15 protein-coding genes are annotated in these 17,672 nt (G+C 66.9%); 9 read left to right on the top strand and 6 right to left on the bottom strand.

The features are described 5' to 3' along the window. Positions 1 to 89: 89 nt before the first annotated feature. Positions 90 to 3,629, bottom strand: a complete 3,540-nt coding sequence (gene dnaE, locus GTZ97_RS03160) for a DNA polymerase III subunit alpha (protein WP_161649059.1) — start codon at positions 3,627 to 3,629, stop codon at positions 90 to 92. Between the two features lie 156 nt (positions 3,630 to 3,785). Here dnaE and GTZ97_RS16950 point away from each other — a divergent pair, with 156 nt between their 5' ends. Beyond that, on the top strand, positions 3,786 to 5,330 hold the full coding sequence (locus GTZ97_RS16950; RefSeq protein ID WP_161649058.1) for a methyl-accepting chemotaxis protein: 1,545 nt from the start codon (positions 3,786 to 3,788) through the stop codon (positions 5,328 to 5,330). Here GTZ97_RS16950 and GTZ97_RS03150 read toward each other — a convergent pair. Then, on the bottom strand, positions 5,320 to 6,405 hold the full coding sequence (locus GTZ97_RS03150; protein ID WP_161649057.1) for an AraC family transcriptional regulator: 1,086 nt from the start codon (positions 6,403 to 6,405) through the stop codon (positions 5,320 to 5,322). The genes GTZ97_RS16950 and GTZ97_RS03150 overlap by 11 nt on opposite strands. 104 nt (positions 6,406 to 6,509) lie before the next feature. On the opposite strand from GTZ97_RS03150, the gene GTZ97_RS03145 reads away from it, so the two are divergent. Next, complete coding sequence (locus GTZ97_RS03145) at positions 6,510 to 7,712, top strand: alkane 1-monooxygenase (protein WP_161649056.1); 1,203 nt, start codon at positions 6,510 to 6,512, stop codon at positions 7,710 to 7,712. A 36-nt stretch (positions 7,713 to 7,748) separates the two neighbouring features. Here GTZ97_RS03145 and GTZ97_RS03140 read toward each other — a convergent pair whose 3' ends face one another. Next, a complete protein-coding gene (locus GTZ97_RS03140; protein WP_161649055.1) occupies positions 7,749 to 8,414 on the bottom strand; it encodes a TetR/AcrR family transcriptional regulator in 666 nt (221 codons plus the stop codon). A gap of 83 nt (positions 8,415 to 8,497) precedes the next feature. Between GTZ97_RS03140 and GTZ97_RS03135 the strand changes: the two genes are divergently transcribed. Genes GTZ97_RS03135 through GTZ97_RS03120 form a run of 4 tightly spaced genes read left to right on the top strand, consistent with a single transcriptional unit; the run spans position 8,498 to position 12,775 of the window. Then, positions 8,498 to 10,021, top strand: coding sequence for a flavin-containing monooxygenase (locus GTZ97_RS03135; protein WP_161649054.1), 1,524 nt, complete (start codon positions 8,498 to 8,500; stop codon positions 10,019 to 10,021). Then, positions 10,018 to 10,920: an alpha/beta hydrolase gene (locus GTZ97_RS03130; RefSeq protein WP_161649053.1), complete on the top strand. Its 903-nt coding sequence runs from the start codon at positions 10,018 to 10,020 to the stop codon at positions 10,918 to 10,920. Before GTZ97_RS03135 ends, GTZ97_RS03130 begins: the two co-directional genes overlap by 4 nt. A gap of 18 nt (positions 10,921 to 10,938) precedes the next feature. Continuing rightward, the gene (locus GTZ97_RS03125) at positions 10,939 to 11,805 is read left to right on the top strand and encodes an SDR family NAD(P)-dependent oxidoreductase (RefSeq protein WP_161649052.1); all 867 of its coding nucleotides are present in this window, start codon (positions 10,939 to 10,941) and stop codon (positions 11,803 to 11,805) included. Between the two features lie 19 nt (positions 11,806 to 11,824). Continuing rightward, on the top strand, positions 11,825 to 12,775 hold the full coding sequence (locus GTZ97_RS03120) for an alpha/beta fold hydrolase (protein ID WP_161649051.1): 951 nt from the start codon (positions 11,825 to 11,827) through the stop codon (positions 12,773 to 12,775). 24 nt (positions 12,776 to 12,799) lie between these two features. Here GTZ97_RS03120 and GTZ97_RS03115 read toward each other — a convergent pair whose 3' ends face one another. Together GTZ97_RS03115 and GTZ97_RS03110 are read right to left on the bottom strand one after the other, a co-directional pair. Further along, entirely contained in the window at positions 12,800 to 13,417 is a 618-nt protein-coding gene (locus GTZ97_RS03115) for an NADPH-dependent FMN reductase (protein ID WP_161649050.1), read from the bottom strand. 3 nt (positions 13,418 to 13,420) lie between these two features. Continuing rightward, positions 13,421 to 13,978 (bottom strand): flavodoxin family protein, encoded by a 558-nt coding sequence (locus GTZ97_RS03110; RefSeq protein WP_161649049.1) that lies wholly within the window; start codon positions 13,976 to 13,978, stop codon positions 13,421 to 13,423. Positions 13,979 to 14,102: 124 nt separating this feature from the next. Between GTZ97_RS03110 and GTZ97_RS03105 the strand changes: the two genes are divergently transcribed. Then, positions 14,103 to 14,969, top strand: coding sequence for a 23S rRNA (adenine(2030)-N(6))-methyltransferase RlmJ (locus GTZ97_RS03105; protein ID WP_161649048.1), 867 nt, complete (start codon positions 14,103 to 14,105; stop codon positions 14,967 to 14,969). 39 nt (positions 14,970 to 15,008) lie between these two features. Here GTZ97_RS03105 and GTZ97_RS03100 read toward each other — a convergent pair whose 3' ends face one another. After that, complete coding sequence (locus tag GTZ97_RS03100) at positions 15,009 to 15,710, bottom strand: pirin family protein (RefSeq protein WP_161649047.1); 702 nt, start codon at positions 15,708 to 15,710, stop codon at positions 15,009 to 15,011. Between the two features lie 118 nt (positions 15,711 to 15,828). On the opposite strand from GTZ97_RS03100, the gene GTZ97_RS03095 reads away from it, so the two are divergent. Continuing rightward, entirely contained in the window at positions 15,829 to 16,776 is a 948-nt protein-coding gene (locus GTZ97_RS03095) for a LysR family transcriptional regulator (RefSeq protein WP_161649046.1), read from the top strand. After that, entirely contained in the window at positions 16,773 to 17,669 is an 897-nt protein-coding gene (gene gluQRS, locus GTZ97_RS03090; RefSeq protein WP_330863535.1) for a tRNA glutamyl-Q(34) synthetase GluQRS, read from the top strand. The genes GTZ97_RS03095 and gluQRS overlap by 4 nt, the downstream gene beginning before the upstream one ends. Positions 17,670 to 17,672: the final 3 nt, after the last annotated feature.

Here is a 17,672-nt window from a genome sequence, read left to right as displayed (position 1 = left end):
GAGATGACATCATCCAAAACGGATCGACCAATCTTAGCCAGACGATCAAGCTCGCATATCCCCCTCAAGAGGGGCGCGATGACAACCGCTCAGCCCTCGCCGTAGACCAGGGCCAGCTCCGCCCCCGGCATCAGTTCGCGCGCGCGGCGCAGCGCCTGGTCGCTGGGGAACACGCGGGCCTGGTCACCCAGCTCCAACTCACCGCGGGCCGACAGGCCATCCACATGGCGCTCGACCACCAGCCGGATGGGCAGGCCCTGGATCAGATCCGGCAGGCCGGGGTCGCCCGCGGGCACGCGCCGGGCGGGGAACTCGCGCAAGACCTCGTCGAGTGGCAGGCGGCCATCGCGGTCGACCACGCGCACAAAGCGGGCGAAGCGGCAGCGCGCCGCCGCCAGGCTGAACACCTGTTGCACATTCAGCCGCAGCCCACCTGAGAAGCGGTCCGTCTGCACCTTGCCCTGGATGACCACCAGCTCGTCGTCCTTGATCAGGTCCTTGTGGGCGTCCAGCACATCCTGGTTGGCCACGGCCTCGATGGCATCGGTCTTGTCATCGACCTTGAAGATGGCCACGCGCCCGCGCTGGCCGTTGATGATGCGCAGCTCGCTGAGGATGCCGGCCACCATCTGGGGCTCACGGCTGTCTTGCAAGTCGCCGATGCGCTTGGCGAAGCGGCGCACCTCGCGCTCGTGTTCATCGAACAGGTGGCCGGTCAGGTAGAAACCGATGGCGGTCTTCTCCAGCGTCAGCTGCTCCTTGGTGGTCCAGTCCTCGGTGGGCACCAGATCGGGTTCGTTGGTCGACGCCGCGTGGCTGTCGCCAAAGTCGAACAGACCGCCCTGATCGGCGTTGGCGGCCAGGGTGTCGGCATACTCGAAGGCCAGGGCCACGCTGGCCAGCAGGGCCGAGCGCCGGGGCTGGAGCGTGTCGAAGGCGCCCGCCTTGATCAGCGCCTCGACCACACGCTTGTTGACCAGCTTGCGGTCCACCCGGCAGCAGAAATCGAAGAAGCTCTTGAACGGGCCGTTGGCCTCGCGCTCGCGCACGATGGCTTCGATCGCGCCCTGCCCCGTGCCCTTGACGGCGCCCAGGGCGTAGCAGATGGTCTTGTCGTCAATGGGGATGAAGCGCCATTGGCCCTGGTTCACGTCGGGCGGCGTGAAGCGGATGCCGAAGTTCTGTGTGGCGTCGTCGTGGAAGATCTTGAGCTTGTCGGTGTCGTCGCTGGCAATCGTCATGTTGCCTGCGAAGAACTCGGCCGTGTAGTGCTGCTTGAGCCAGGCGGTGTGGTAGGCCAGCAAGGCGTAAGCGGCCGCGTGCGACTTGTTGAAGCCGTAGCCCGCGAACTTCTCCATCAAGTCGAAGATCTCGTTGGCCAGTTGTTCGCTGATGCCGTTCTTGGCCGCCCCTTCCGCGAACAGGCCGCGGTGGTGCTGCATCTCCTCGACCTTCTTCTTGCCCATGGCGCGGCGCAGCAGGTCGGCGCCACCGAGCGAGTAGCCGCCGACGATCTGGGCCACCTGCATCACCTGCTCCTGGTAGACCATGATGCCGTAGGTCTCCTTGAGCACCGACTCCATCAGCGGATGCGGGTAGGTGACTTCTTCCTTGCCGTGTTTGCGGGCGCAGAAAGACGGAATCAGGTCCATGGGGCCCGGACGGTACAGCGCCACCAGGGCGATGATGTCCTCGAACACGCTGGGCTTGGCGTCGCGCAGCATGCCTTGCATGCCGCGGGATTCCAGCTGGAACACGGCCACGGTCTTGCCCTCGGACAGCAGCCGGTAAGTGGCCGCGTCGTCCAGCGGGATCTTGGCGAAGTCGAAGTCCTTCTGGTCCGGGTGGCGGGCCATGATGAACTCTTTGGCCGTCTCCAGAATCGTCAGCGTGGCCAGGCCCAGGAAGTCGAACTTCACCAGACCGATCTGCTCGACGTCGTCCTTGTCGTACTGGCTCACGGCCGAGTCGCTGCCCGGCTGCTGGTACAGGGGGCAGAAATCGGTGATCTTGCCCGGTGCGATCAGCACGCCCCCGGCGTGCATGCCGATGTTGCGCACCATGCCTTCGACGCGCTCGGCCAGCTCCAGCAGCGCGGCCACTTCTTCTTCGGCCTTCTCGCGCTCGTTCAGCTCGGGGGCCTCATGGCGCGCGTAGATCACCTTCGCCTTCTCGGGGTCGAAGTCGGGCGGCAGCTTGGCCAGCGTCACCGTTTTGCCCGGTGGCGCCGGGATCAGTTTGGCGATGCTGTCCACATGGCCATAGCCCATGCCCAGCACACGACCCACGTCGCGCAGCGCGGCCTTGGCCGCCATGGTGCCGAAGGTGGCGATCTGGCTGACGGCCTCGCGGCCATAGCGGTCTTTCACGTAGTCGATGACGCGGTCACGGTTGCCCTGGCAGAAGTCGATGTCGAAGTCGGGCATCGACACCCGCTCCGGGTTCAGGAAGCGCTCGAACAGCAGGTTGTACTTGAGCGGGTCGAGGTCGGTGATCTTCAGCGCATAGGCCACCAGCGAGCCGGCACCCGAGCCCCGGCCTGGCCCCACGGGGCAGCCGTTGTTCTTGGCCCAGTTGATGAAGTCCTGCACGATGAGGAAGTAGCCCGGAAAGCCCATCTTCAGGATCGTGTTGATCTCGAAGTCCAGGCGCTCCACATAGCGCGGGCGCTCGGCATCCCGCTGGGCTGCATCGGGGAACAGGTGCAGCAGTCGTTCTTCCAGGCCCTGGTGCGACAACTCACGGAAGTAGTCTTCCATGGGCTGGGGCTGCCCATTGGGCATGATGGGCGTGGGGAAGTCGGGCAGCTGCGGCTTGCCCAGCACCAGCGTCAGCGAGCAGCGGCGTGCAATGGCCAGGGTGTTGGCGATGGCCGAGGGGATGTCGGCAAACAGGGCCTCCATCTGCGCGGCCGTCTTGAAGTGCTGCTCTTTGGTGAAGCGCTTGACGCGCTTTGGGTTACCCAGGGTTTCGCCTTCAGCGATGCACACACGGGCTTCATGGGCCTCGAAATCATCTGGCGCCAGAAACTGGATGGGATGGGTGGCCACCACCGGCAGTTGCAGCCTGGCCGCCAATGGCACGGCGCCACGGATGTGGGGCTCGTTGGTGGCGTGGCCGCCGCGCTGCAGCTCGATGTAGAAGCGGCCCGGAAAGGCCTCGGCCAGCTTGCGGGCCCACGCTTCGGCTTTGGTCTGATCGCCCATCAGCAGGGCCTGGCCCACCGGGCCCAGGTCGGCCCCCGACAGGCAGATCAGGCCTTCGTTATTGGCCACCAGCGACTGCCAGAACACCCAGGCGTGCGTGCGCTGGCCGGGAGCCGTCCAGGCCTCGCCCAGCAACTCGCATAGCCGCAGGTACCCGGCGCGATTCTGAATCAGCAGCAGCAGCCGGGTGGGCGCCTTGCCTGCCTCTTCCGGCTCGAGCCAGACATCGGCGCCCAAAATGGGCTGAACACCCTTCTTGCGCGCCCCGCTGTAGAGCTTGACCGCGCCGAACAGGTTGCTGAGGTCGGTGACAGCCACAGCGGGCTGGGCGTCCTGGGCCGCTGCCTTGACCAGGTCGTCGATGCGCAAAGTGCCATCCACGACGGAGTACTCGGTGTGGGCGCGAAGGTGAACGAATGCCATACGAGGATTGTAAGAACCGCGGACTGTGACTCTTTCGCCAGAAGATGCCTGCACTGTCATCGGTTTTCGCACACTGGTGACCTCCCCTGAGAGGGGTGTCCTAAATTCCAACAGGGAAAGGCCGATATCACGGTATGGCTTTTGTCAGGAGCAACCATGCCCCGCCTTTCTCATCTCGGCATCTCGGGTCGCTTGCTTGGCCTCGCGCTGCTGCTGGCCGCCGCGCTGGTCCTGGTGGCCCTGTTTTCACACCGCGAACTCAAGGACGCCATCGCCGTAACCGAGCGGACCGCCGAGGTGCGCATGCCGCAACTCAGCGACATGGCAGCCCTCGAGCTCAACGTCACCCGCGTTTCGCTGCAGTTGCGCCACGCCATACTCTCCCGCACGCCGCAGGAGCGCGCCGCTGCCTTTGCCGATATCCAGTCCAAACGAGTCCAGATCGATGCACTGCTGCGCTCATACGAACAGCGTCTTTTCACGCGAACGGGCAAGGACAACTTCTCAGGCATCCCACCGCTGATGGCGGCGTTCTGGCAAGCCGGCGAGGCCAACATTGCCTTGATCGAGTCCGGCCAGAAAGAAGAGGCCTTTGCCTATCTGGTGGATCACACCATCCCGGCTCGCAACGCCCTGCTGGCTCAACTCAAGCACAACGTCGACTATCAGAAAGAGCGCATCACCGAGGACATCTCGGAAGTGCGCGCGGATGTCGAGGCGACGCTGGCGGTGCTGCTGGTCGCCTTCGCCGCGATCGTGGTGGGGCAGATCGCATCGGCCTGGCTGGTCGGACGCATGCTCAAGCGCCGGGTGGCGTACGCCTGCGCGGTCGCGCAACGGGTGCGCGAGGGTGACCTGTCCGGCCCGACCGACCACACCAGCCATGACGAGTTCCGGCCGCTGTTGGCCGATCTGGCCGGCATGCAGCAGTCGTTGTCCAGCGTGGTGCGCAATGTGCGGCTGAGCGCCGAAGGCGTGGCCTCCGCCAGCACCCAGATCGCATTGGGCAACCAGGATCTGTCGGCCCGCACCGAGCACCAGGCCAGCGCGCTGCAGCAGACCGCCAGCACCATGAACGAGGTGGGCACCGCGGTGCGCCACAACGCCGACCACGCGCAGGAAGCCAGCACGCTGGCCCAGTCGGCCAGCCAGGTCGCCCAGCAAGGCGGCGCGGTGGTATCCCAGGTGGTTGACACCATGCAGGGCATCTCGCAGGCGTCGCGCAAGATTGCCGACATCATCGGCGTGATCGACGGCATCGCCTTTCAGACCAACATCCTCGCGCTCAACGCCGCCGTCGAGGCCGCCCGCGCCGGCGAACAAGGCCGAGGCTTTGCGGTCGTGGCCGGTGAGGTCCGCCTGCTGGCCCAACGCAGCGCCGAGGCGGCGCGCGAGATCAAGACGCTCATCTCGGCCAGCACCGAGCAGGTCGCCCAGGGCGCCAGCCTGGTCGAGCAAGCCGGCAGCACCATGCAGGACATCGTGCAGGCCATCGAGCGCGTCAGCCTCATCGTCACAGACATCAGTGCTGCCAGCCGCGAACAGAGCGAAGGCGTGTCGCAGGTGGGCACGGCCATCGAACAGATGGACCAGTCCACCCAGCAGAACGCCGCCTTGGTCGAGGAGTCTGCCGCGGCCGCCGAAAGCCTGCGCCAGCAGGCGGCCGAGCTGGTTCAGTCGGTGGCCGTATTCAAGGTGTGAAGGTGGGCTGAGCGCGGGCCGAGCGCCGGAAGTCGCTGGGCGTCATGCCCACCCAGCGCCGAAAGGTGCGGCTGAAGTTCGACGTGTCCTGGTAGCCCAGCCGGTCTGCAATCGCATCCACGCTGCTGTCCGAGTGCAGCAGCCACCAGCAGGCCAGGTCTTCACGGACACGGTCGAGCAATTGCTGGTAGGTCAGCCCCTCCTCGCGCAGCTTGCGGATCAGCGTTCGGGGTGACACATGCTCCCGTTCAGCGAGTTCGTCCAGCCGCGGGTAGCGTCCTTCGCAGCGCAGCAGGGCCTTGAGAATGCGGTCGCCGACCGGCCCGAGCCTGTCGCGTGGGTCGTTTTGCTGTGCCCACAGGCGCTCGCACTCGCGCAGGGCCATGCGGTGCGATTGCGGATCGGGGGCCAGGCCGGGATGCGCCAGCAGACGCAGGGGCAGGATCAAGGCGGTGTGTTCTGCACCAAAGCGCACGTCGGGCCCCCACTGCCGGTAGGCCTCACCCCACGGTGGCTCGGGAAAGGCAAACTCCACCCGCGCCAGGCGGGTCATGTCCAGGCCTGTCAGCGTGTCCAGCAGACGCAGGCCGGCGCCCATCAAGTGGCCCAGGATGTATTCGCGCACGTCGGGGGCCTGCAGACGCTCCTGCGCCACCAGGGCGACATCCTGCCCATCTGGCTGCACCGTCAGGGCGATCAGCGACTGCCTCAGCCCCACATGACGCTGGATGAGCGCCAGGGCCTGGCCCACGTTGTCACAGGACATGGCGGCCACACCCACCGGCCCGTGGGCAGACAGCTGCGTGCCCCATCCCACGGTGATGCCAAGCCAGGGCGCCTGCGTCAGGTGAATGGCGCGACGAATGAGTCGGCTGACCTCATCGAGACTGAGATGGCGCTGGCCTTCATGCAACGCCGCCCAGTTCAGGCGCGTGCCAGCCAGGATCTGTGCCTCATCAAAGCCACGGCGGCGCATCTCGGCACAGATCAGCCGGGCATAAATGGGGTGCAGCGCGGGCGCCAGCCAGTCGGCGGCCTGGGCGGAAGTCGGTGCAGAGGGGGCGGGGCGTGTCACCAGAGCGTGTCACCAAATGACGATAAGTTGCCAGCAGCGACGGTATCCCATTCGGGTGTGGTTTCGCAAGATCGGGGCATCCCACCCACCGAGGAGACCCAAACATGAGCGCTGTGCTGCCCGATCCGATGGCTGTCCCTTACCAGGACCGAAAGAAGCCCCTTTGGATCCTGCCCACCCTGATCCCCGCCATCGTCGCGGCCGGCCCCATGGCCGCCTGGCTGGGCCATGAACACGCGGCCTGGTATGTGCTGCCCTTTCTGGTGATGTTCGTGCTGGTGCCCCTGCTGGACTGGCTGATCGGCGACGACACCAGCAACCCGCCTGAAGCCGCTGTGCCCGACCTGGAGTCGCGCAGCTTCTACCGCTGGATGATCTATCTGGCCATCCCCGTGGGCTGGGCCACCACGCTGTTCAACGTGTGGTTTCTGTCCACCCACGCCGTGCCCTGGTATGGCATGGTCACCACTCTGGTCATCAACGGTTTCATGCTGGGCCTGGTGATGAACATGAGCCATGAACTCGGCCACAAGAAAGAGTGGCTGCCGCGCAAGGCCGCGCTGTTCAACCTCTCACTCGGCGCCTACACGCACTTCTGCATTGAGCACAACCGTGGCCACCATCGCCACGTGGCCACGCCGGAAGATCCGGCCTCGTCCAAGATGGGTGAGACCATCTACCGCTTCATGTTCCGGGAGATGCCCGGCGCCTATTTCCGAGGCTGGGATCTGGAGGTCGAGCGTCTGGCGCGTCAGGGCAAGTCGGCCTGGAGCCTGGACAACGAGATCATCCAGGGCTGGATCGGCACCGCCATCGTGTGGGGCGCCATGACGGCCTGGCTGGGCACGCAGGCGCTGATGCTGCTGATGGTGCTGGCCTTCCTGGGCGCCTTCATGCTGACCTCGGCCAACTACATCGAGCACTACGGCCTGCTGCGCCAGAAGAAGCCCGATGGCCGTTATGAGCACTGCCAGCCCCACCACTCGTGGAACAGCAACCATGTGCTGTCGAACATCCTGACCTTCCAGCTGCAGCGCCATTCGGACCACCATGCCAACCCGGCCCGCAGCTACCAGTCGCTGCGCAGCTTCCACGACATCCCGACCTTTCTGCCACTGGGCTACACGGGCATGTTCCTGATCGCCTATGTGCCACCGCTGTGGTTCAAGGTGATGGACCCCAGGGTGGTCAAGGCCACCGGGGGCGATGCGGCGCGCATCAACTTTCTGCCGGCGCAACGTCAGCGCCTGGTCACGGCCTATGGCATGAAGGACACGGCCACGTCACAGGCCACCGCCCAGGTCTGACGGCCCGACGCGCTGCGATCCGCCCCGCTGGCCCCATCACGGGGCCGGTGTCGTCACCAGCGACAGCAGGCCCCGGTAAGGCAGCAGATTGGTCTGCACCACCTGGTCGATGGGCTCGGCAAATCCGCCCTGCATCCACCGGGCGGCCAGCAGCACGTTCAAGCCGATCATGCCGTCGGCCAGCAAGTCCAGGCTGATGGGCCCGGTCAGCTTCACATCGGGCACCAGCTTGTCCAGATGCTGACGCAGCATGGCCGAGTAGTCGCGCGCGGTGGCGTCACTGAGCGCGGCCACCTGGTCATCGACCGCAAACGAGTCGACCAGCATGATGCGCCCCCGGCGAGGATCGTCTTCGATGAACTCCAGGAACACGCGAATGGCGGGCTCCAGCATGCCGATCGGCGTGGGCTCGGCCTTGGACAAGGCCGCCAGCGTGCGCGCCATCAGCTGGTGACGCAACTCGGCATAGGTGGCCAGGAACAGCTGTGGCAGCGTCTTGAACGACTCGTAGAAGTAGCGTTCGGTCAGGTGGGCGGCCACGCAGATCTCGCGCACAGTGGCCGCATGGAATCCCCGCGTTCCGAACACCTCCAGTGCGCCCTCGATGAGCTTGGCGCGGCGCAGGCGCTGGCGCTCTTCGGGCAGCACCCCGCCATAGCGGCGGCGGCTGGGGGCGGGGGTGTCGGGAATTGATGCATCCATAGATGGCCCTATGTTGACACGAAGCATTGTCAAAGATATTGTGACAAGAAACTTTGTCAAATATCAAGGACTGCTTGTACGACATGAGGCAGACAGCCCCCCATCCTGAGGCCCCCACAGCCACGCCGCCTTCTCCCACCACCCAACCAGCGTCGCGCCACCGCATCATCGTGGTGGGCACCGGCTTCTCCGGCCTGTGCATGGGCGTCAAGCTGCGTGAGATGGGCGAAGACGATTTCGTCCTGCTCGAGCGCGCCGGCGAAGTCGGCGGCACCTGGCGCGACAACACCTATCCGGGCTGCGCCTGCGATGTGGAGTCGCATCTTTACTCCTTCTCGTTCGAGCCCAACCCGAACTGGTCGCGCCTGTATGCGCCACAGCCCGAGATCTTTGCGTATCTGCGGCACGTGGCGCGCAAGTACGACCTGATGCGCCACATCCGCTTTCACGCCAACCTCATCGGTGCGCGCTGGGATGAAGCCCGGCGCCTGTGGGTCGTGAGGGCAGAAGACGGCCGTGTCTTCGAAGGCGAGGTGCTGGTGTCCGGCATGGGCGGCCTGAGCAACCCGGCCTACCCCGACATCCCTGGGCTCGACCGCTTCGAAGGGCCGCAGTTCCACTCGGCCACCTGGCGCCACGATGTGGACCTGAACGACAAGCGCGTGGCCGTGATCGGCAGCGGCGCCAGCGCCATCCAGTTCGTGCCGCAGATCGCCCCCAAGGTGGCGCACCTGAGCTACTTCCAGCGCACGCCGCCATGGGTCGTGCCCAAGATGGACCGTCCGGTCACCCCGCGCGAGCGCGCCGACTTCCAGGCCAACCCATGGCGCCAGCGCATCGCGCGCAACAAGCTCTACTGGATGCTGGAGGCCCGCTTTCTGGCCTTCAAGTACAAGCCGGAGTGGATGGGCCTGGTCGCCAAGGTCGGCAAACACCGCATCCGCAAGCACATCAAGGACCCGGCCCTGCAGGCCAAACTCACGCCCAGCTACACGCCGGGCTGCAAGCGCCTGCTGATCTCGAACGACTACTACCCTGCCCTGGCACGCACCAACGTGAGCGTGATCACCGAGGGCATCCGCGAGGTGACGGCCCGCGGCGTGGTGACGCAGGACGGCCGCGAGCACCCGGCAGACGTGATCATCTACGGCACCGGATTCAAGGTGCAGGACCCGATACCCAAAGGTGCCATCTTCGGCAGGGGCGGCGTGGACCTGGTCGACCTGTGGCGTGAGGGCCCCGAAGCCTTTCTCGGCATCACCGTGGCGGGCTTTCCGAATTTCTTCGTCCTCATGGGGCCCAACACAGGCCTGGGCCACAACTCGATGGTCTACATGATCGAGTCGCAGGCCCACTACATCATCGAGGCGCTGAAGGTCATGAAAGAGCGCCGCCTGCGCACGATCGAGGTGAAACCCGAGGCCCAGGCGAAGTTCGTGAGCCACGTGCAGCAGGCGCTGACCGGCACGGTGTGGAACTCTGGCTGCAAGAGCTGGTACCTCAACGAACGCGGTCGCAACACGGCGGCCTGGCCAGGCTTTACATTTGCGTACCGTCTCAAGACCCGCCGCTTCCGGCTTCAACCTTACCGCACCGAACGCGCATGAGCATCCAGGCTGTCCTCACCAACCTCGTCCTGCGCTGGCAGTTCAAGCGCGCGGGGCGGGGCCCGCTCAACGTCAAGAAGGCGCGCAGCAAGATCAACCAGATGGCCCGGCGCTACCCGCCGCCGCCCAAGGAGATCCGCCACACGCCCGTGCCGGCCCAGCCCGACCAGGGCCTGTGCCCGGCCGAATGGCTGAGCGTGGCCAACCCGAAGCGCACGGTGGTCTACTTCCACGGTGGCGGCTACTTCTTCTGTGGCCTCGAAACCCACCGCCCGACCTGCGCCTACCTGGCCCGCACAGCCGAGGCCAAGGTGTTGTCGGTGGATTACCGGCTGGCGCCGGAGCACGTCTTCCCCGCCGCAGTGGACGACGCACTGGCCTGGTGGAAGGCGCTGCTGGCCCAGGGCGTGGACCCGAAGAACGTGGTGTTCGGTGGCGACTCGGCTGGCGGCGGGCTGGCACTGGCCTGCTTGCTGGCGGCCAAGGCCGAGGGCCTGCCGCTGCCTGCGGGCGCCGTGCTGTTCTCACCCTGGACGGACCTCAGCTGCTCGGGCGAGACCATGCGCTCGCTGGCCGACGCCGATGTGATGTTCAACCCTGAATCGCTGCCAGAAGCCGCTGCGCTGTACCTGGCGGGCAAGCCCACTGACACGCCGCTGGCCTCGCCGCTGTTTGCCGACCTGACCGGCCTGCCGCCCCTGCTGATCTACGCCAGCGAGCACGAGATCCTGCTGTCCGACTCGACGCGCCTGCACGAACGCGCCAAGGCCCAAGGTGTCCGCAGCACGCTGCACCTCAAGCCCAAGATGCCGCACGTGTGGCCGACGATGCTGGTGCTGCCCGAAGCGCGCCAGACCCTCAAGGAATGCGGCGACTTCATCGCCCAATGCACCCGCTGATCACCCGCTGACACCACCATGAAAGACTTCAAGAACAAGGTCGCGGCCATCACCGGCGCCGCATCGGGCATGGGCCGCACCCTGGCCGTCGAACTGGCCCGCCGCGGTTGCCATCTCGCGCTGAGCGACGTCAATGAAACCGAGTTGGTCAAGACGGCGGAACTCGCTGGCCGCCACGGCGTGAAGGTCACGGTCACGCGGCTGGACGTGGCCAACAAGGAGGCGGTCTACGCCTGGGCCGATCAGGTCGTGCGCGACCATGGCAAGGTCAACCTGATCTTCAACAATGCCGGCGTGGCCCTGACCGCCCCGCTGGAGCACGTCAAGCTCAGCGATTTCGAATGGATCGTGGGCATCAACTTCTGGGGCGTGGTCTACGGCACCCAGGCCTTCCTGCCGCATCTGAAGGCCTCGGGCGAAGGCCACATCATCAACACCTCCAGCCTGTTCGGTCTGATGTCGGTGCCCACCCAGGGTTGCTACAACGCCACCAAGTTCGCCGTGCGCGGCTACACCGAGGCGCTGCGCATGGAGCTGGAGATGGAAGGCGCCTGCGTGAGCGCCACCTGCGTGCACCCGGGTGGCATCGCGACCAACATCGCGATGGCCGGCAAGGTCGACCCGGTGATGGAAAAACTCACCGGCGTGACCGAGGAGCAGCAAAAACGCCGCGCCAACAAGATGATCAGCACCACGACGGCCGACTCGGCTGCGCTGCAGATCCTCACGGCGGTCGAGAAGAACGCCCGCCGCGTGCTGGTCGGCCCGGACGCAAAGTTCCTCGACAAGGTCGTGCGCCTGCTGGGCGCCAGCTACCAGGTGCTGATCATGCGCCAGCTGCGCAAGATGAACAAACCGCGTCAGCCTGCCCGCTCGACCGCATGACCTGCCCCGCCCTGCAACGATGAAGTGGTTCAAGCGCCTGTGGTGGACGGCCGTGCTGTTTGCGCTCGGCCTGGCCGCCGTCGTGTTCACCACCTGGGAGCCCGACCGTCAGATCGGCCCGCTCGTGGCGCGCTGGGGTGCCGATCCGTCGAGCTTTCTGGAGCTCGACGGCATGCAGGTCCACATCCGCGACACCGGCCCGCGTGACGACCCCACCCCGCTGGTGCTGTTGCACGGCATGTCGTCCAGCCTGCACACCTATGAAGGCTGGCAACAGTCGCTGCAACAAGACCGCCGCGTCATCAGCGTCGATCTGCCCGGGTTCGGCCTGACCGGGCCCAGCCCCCAGGGCGATTACCGCATCGACGCCTACACCCGCTTTCTGCTGCGCCTGCTCGACACGCTGGGCCTCAAGCGCGTGGTGCTGGTGGGTAATGCCCTGGGCGGTGAGGTGGCCTGGCAGACGGCCGTGCTTGCGCCCGACCGGGTCGAGCGCCTGGTGCTGATCGCCTCGGACGGCTATCAACCTTCGGTGTTGTCCATGCCGATCGCGTTCCAGGTGGCGAGTTCGCGGTGGCTGCGCTGGGTGTCCGAGCGCATCCTGCCCAAGTCGCTGGTGGCCTCCAGCGTGCGTAGCGTGTTCGGTGACCCGGCCCGCGCCACACCCGAAAAGATCGACCGCTATTTCGAGCTGGCGCTGCGCGTGGGCAACCGGCGCGCGCTGTTCCAGCGCATGGACCAGGCCGAGTTTGGCAGCAATGCGGCGCTGATTCGCCGCATTCAGCAGCCCACGCTCGTGCTGTGGGGCACCCGGGACGAGATGATCTCGCCCGACCAGGGCACCCTGTTCTGCCGTGACATCGCACAGTGCAAGCTGGTGATGCTGCCCGGGCTGGGCCACATCCCCCAAGAGGAAGACCCGCGGGCCACGCTGCTGCCGCTGCGCGAGTTTCTCGGCAGCGGCCGCTGACGCGGACGAGAAGCCAGGCGACGTTCAGGCCGCCTGCAGCCGCCAGCGCGCCTGGCGGACCACAGCCGCCACCACGCGATCCAGCATGCCGTCGAGCTTGCTGTCTTTCAGCGCGTGCGGCTCGCCAAGATGCTGATCAGCCAGAGGCAGGCCCAGCTGCTCGGGCACCACCACCATCGCAAAGTTGGTGCTCAGATAGGTGCGCACGATGGGCAAAGCCCGGATGCCCCCGAGCGCCCCAGGCGACGCGGCCATCAGGCCGACCGGCTTGCCGGCGGTGACAGCCGTGCCACCCGGTAACCCGCCCTCCCCCGATTCGGCCGGCACGACCGACAGCCAGTCGAACGCATTGATCAACAGCGGCGTGGGCAGGGCGTTGTACTCCGGGCTGGCCAGCAGCAGGCCGTCGTGCTCGGCAAACAGCGCCCGCAGGCGCCGAGCGCCCTCGGGCTTGCCGTGCTGCTGTGCCCAGTCCTCGTCGTACAGCGGCAAGTCAAGGGCGCGCAAGTCCACGAGCGTGACGGCGGCGCCCAACGCGCGGGCCTTGTGCGCGGCCACCTCGGCCAGCTGACGGTTGAGCGAACCGGCGCGGGCGCTGCCAGCGATGGCCAGCAGCTTCACAGGAGTGTCGTGCTGGGCCATGGTTCAGGCCTGAAAGCGGGCTGCCACCTGGGCCACGCGCTGGCCGAACAGGCGCGCGGTTTCCAGGTCACCTGGCAGCATCTCGTCGACGCTCGCGTCCGAGGGCGTCGACGCCATGGCGCCGCTGAACGACGCCACGTAGTTGACGTCGTTGCGCGTGGCCGCCTTGCTGTTGCTGGGCATCAGGCCGGTGCCCACCCAGATCATGCTGTGCTGCATGGCCAGCGTGAACAGGTAATGCAGTGTCGACAGCTTGTCACCATTCATCGAGGCCGAGTTGGTGAAGCCGGCGGCCAGCTTGTCCTTCCACGCCTGGCTGTACCAGGGCTTGGAACTCGCGTCGATGAACTTCTTGAACTGCCAGGGCACGCTGCCCATGTAGGTGGGCGAGCCAAACACGATGGCGTCGGCCGCGGCCAGGGTGTCCCAGCCACCTTCGGGCAGGTTGCCCTCGGCATCGACGGCCAGCAGGGTGCCGCCCGCGCCCTGGGCAACGGCTTCGGCCATGCGGCGGGTGTGGCCGTAGCCGCTGAAGTACACGATCACGATCTTCTTGCTCATGGTGCAGTCCTTTCAGACAAGGAGGGGGGAGGAAGGCGGGACGCAGGCTCGCGCCAGTGTCCGGGAAAGAAAAAAGTCACACGACAGGCAGGGACGCCGCCCGTAAACCGGCTACCCTTGGCCCATGTTCAGTTACCGACACAGCTTCCACGCGGGCAACCATGCCGATGCCCTCAAGCACATCGTGCTGGTGCAGACGCTCAAGCACCTGCTGCACAAGGACAAGCCCTTCTGGGTGGTCGACACCCATGCGGGCAGCGGCCTGTACGACCTGGGCGGGCGCCACGCCACCACCAGCGGCGAGGCCGACAGCGGCATCACGCAGTTGTGGGCGCTGCGTCAGGATCCGGCGATGCCTGGCGCCGTGCGGGCGCTGCTGGATCAGGTCGCCCTGATCAATGACGGGGGGCAACTGCGCTGGTATCCCGGCTCGCCCCAACTGGCGGCCCAGATGCTGCGCGAGGGCGACCACCTGCGGCTGTTTGAACTGCATCCAACCGAGCTGAGCCTGCTGGCCAAGCATTTCGGCGACGTCAAACGCGGCATCACCATCCATGCCGAAGACGGCTTCACGGGGCTGAAGAGCTGCCTGCCGCCGCCTCCGCGCCGCGGCCTGATCCACATCGACCCGCCGTACGAGATGAAGGAAGACTACCGCCGCGTGGTGCAGACGCTTCGCGACATGGTGCCCCGCTTTCCGAGCGGCACTTACGCCATCTGGTATCCCCAGGTGGCGCGCCGCGAATCGCAGCAGCTGCCCAGCCAGCTCAAGGCGCTGGCGGGCCAGTTGCCCAAGGTCGACTGGCTGCACGCCACGCTGCGCGTCAAGCGGGCCGAGGCGGATGGCCGAGGTCTGTACGGCAGCGGCATGTTCGTGATCAACCCGCCGTGGACGCTGTACGAGCGCCTGGAGGAAGCCCTGCCCTGGCTGGTCGAGCAGCTCGGGCAGGACGACCACGCGGCCTACAGCCTGGAAGCGCAGCAGAACTGACATGGCCGGGGCCTCGCGTGTTCAGACCGTGCTGCCGCTTCAGGCGGCCAGGTCGAAGACCAGCACCTCGGCCTGCTGACCGGCGCCCAGCGTCAGGCGCGATTCGCCCTCCAGCTTGAGGGCATCGCCATCGCGCAGGCGCTCGCCGTTGACGACCAGCTCGCCCTGTGCCACGTGCACATAGATCTTGCGCGCCGGGTCCAGCGTCAGCTCGGCGGCCTCTTCGCCATCGAACAGCCCGGCGTACATCACCGCATCGGCATGAAAGCGCACCGAGCCGTCTCGGCCGTCGGGTGAGGCCACCACACGCAGGCGCCCGCGCTTGTCGGCCTCGGCAAAGGCCTTCTGCTCGTAGCCAGGGCGCAGCCCGGTTTCCGTCGGGTGGATCCAGATCTGCAGCAGCCGTGTGGGCTCGCGCAGCGAGGGGTTGAACTCGCTGTGCAGGATGCCCTTGCCGGCGCTCATGCGCTGCACCTCACCAGGGCGCACGGTCTCGCCATTGCCCAGGCTGTCCTTGTGCGCGATGGCGCCTTGCAGCACGTAGGTCACGATCTCCATGTCGCGGTGGCCGTGCATGCCAAAGCCTGCGCCGGGCGCGATCACATCGTCGTTGATCACCCGCAGCGGCCCGAACTGGACATGGGCCGGATCCTGATACTCGGCAAACGAGAAGCTGTGATGGCTTTGCAGCCAACCGTGGTCGGCATGGCCTCGGTCTTCGGCGCGGCGCAGGGTCATCATGGTGGGCTCCTTTCGTGTGAGGTGGCAGCGGTGCGGCCATGGATTCACTGTACGGACCACCGCCCCGGCTCGGGCTGAGGCACACTGTCGGCACCGTTCAAAACAATTGAATGCCCGTATGCCGCAAGACCGCCGCCACGTGCTCACCCCCGAAGCGCTCCAGATGATGGTGACGATTGCCCGCACGGGCAGCTTTGCTGCAGCGGCCCGCGAGCTGGGCAAGGTGCCGTCGGCGTTGACCTACAGCGTGCGCCAGCTGGAAGACGCGCTGGATGTGCTGCTGTTCGACCGCAGCAGCCGGCAGGCCCGACTCACCGCCGCCGGCGATGAGCTGCTGCGCGAAGGCCGACTGCTGCTGCAACAGATGGACGCCGTGGCCAACCGGGTCAAGCGCGTGGCCTCCGGCTGGGAGGCCGAGCTCACGATTGCGGTCGACAAGGCCATCGCGCCACACGCCGTCTTCGATCTGATAGAGGCCTTCTACACCTTGTCGCCGCCCACCCGGCTGCGCATGCGCAGCGAGGTGCTCACCGGAACCTGGGAAGCGCTGGTCTCGGGCGAAGCCGACCTGGCCATCGGTGTGGCGGCCGACCGGGCCGCCATCCCCGGCATCCGCGCCGAAGCCATCGGCGACATCCACTTCGTGCTGACCGTGGCCCCTCACCACCCACTCGTCCAGGCGCCTGAACCCGTGTCCACCACCGAGCTGGCCCGACATCGGGTGGTGGCCGTGGCCGACACGGCGCGCGGGCTGGAGCCGACCACGGTGGGCATCCTGCCGGGCCAGGACGTGCTCACTGTGCCCTCGATGGCCGCCAAGCTCGAAGCCCAGTTGCGCGGCATCGGCTGCGGCTTTCTGCCCGAGCCCATCGTGCGGCCCCACGTGGCCGCAGGCCGGCTGGTGTGCAAGCAGGTGGACTGTCCGCCCCGCATCGCCCGGCCGCACTACGCCTGGCGCCAGGGCGACCTGCCGCCCGGCATGGCCCTGAGCTGGTGGCTGCACCAGCTCGGCAGCGCCACCACGCGACGCGCCTTGCTGGATTTGCACGAGGGGCTGGTGCTGTGAGCGTGTCCTACGTGGGGCGTTTTGCTCCCTCGCCAACCGGCCCGTTGCATGCCGGCTCGCTGGTGGCGGCGCTCGCCAGCTGGCTGGATGCGCGCGCGCACGGCGGCCAGTGGCGCGTGCGCATTGAAGACGTGGACACGCCCCGGTGTGTGCCGGGGGCGGATGCGCTGATCCTCGATCAGCTCGCGCGCTGCGGCCTGCACCCGGATGGCGACGTGATGTGGCAAAGCCGGCGCGGTGCGGCCTACGAGGCGGCGCTGAACCGCCTCGTCGACGCCGGCCTGGCCTATGGCTGCGCCTGCACCCGGGCCGACATCGCCCGCGCCAATGCGGCGCTGGGGCGACTCAAGCCGCGTCACGGCGAACTGACCTATCCCGGCACCTGCCGACCCGAGCAAGGCGGGCTGCAGGGTCGGCCAGCCCGCGCCTGGCGCCTGCGCGTGCCGGATGCCGACGACCCGCACGGCCACATCGCCTGGACAGACCGGCGCCTGGGCGCGCAGCACCAGGTGCTGCACGACGCGGTGGGCGACTTCGTGATCCGCCGGGCCGACGGGCTGTGGGCCTACCAGCTGGCCGTGGTGGTCGACGACGCCGAACAGGGCATCACCCATGTCGTGCGGGGCGAAGACCTGGCCGACAACACGCCCCGCCAGATCTGGCTGCAGCGCTGCCTGGGGGCGCCCACGCCGGCCTACCTGCACACCCCGCTGGTGTGCGGTGACAACGGCGAAAAACTCTCGAAGCAGAACGGCGCGCAGGCGCTCGATCTGCGCGACCCTGTGGCCGCCGTCCAGCAGGCCGCCGCCGTGCTGGGTGTGAACGCGTCAGGCGCGACCCTGGGCGAGCTGCTGGCCGGGGCGGTCGCGGCCTGGCCCTGGCGCAGGACGTGATCG

Source organism: Aquabacterium fontiphilum (assembly GCF_009909205.1).
Taxonomy (GTDB): domain Bacteria; phylum Pseudomonadota; class Gammaproteobacteria; order Burkholderiales; family Burkholderiaceae_C; genus Aquabacterium; species Aquabacterium fontiphilum.
This window is presented reverse-complemented; position numbering and strand designations above follow the sequence as displayed.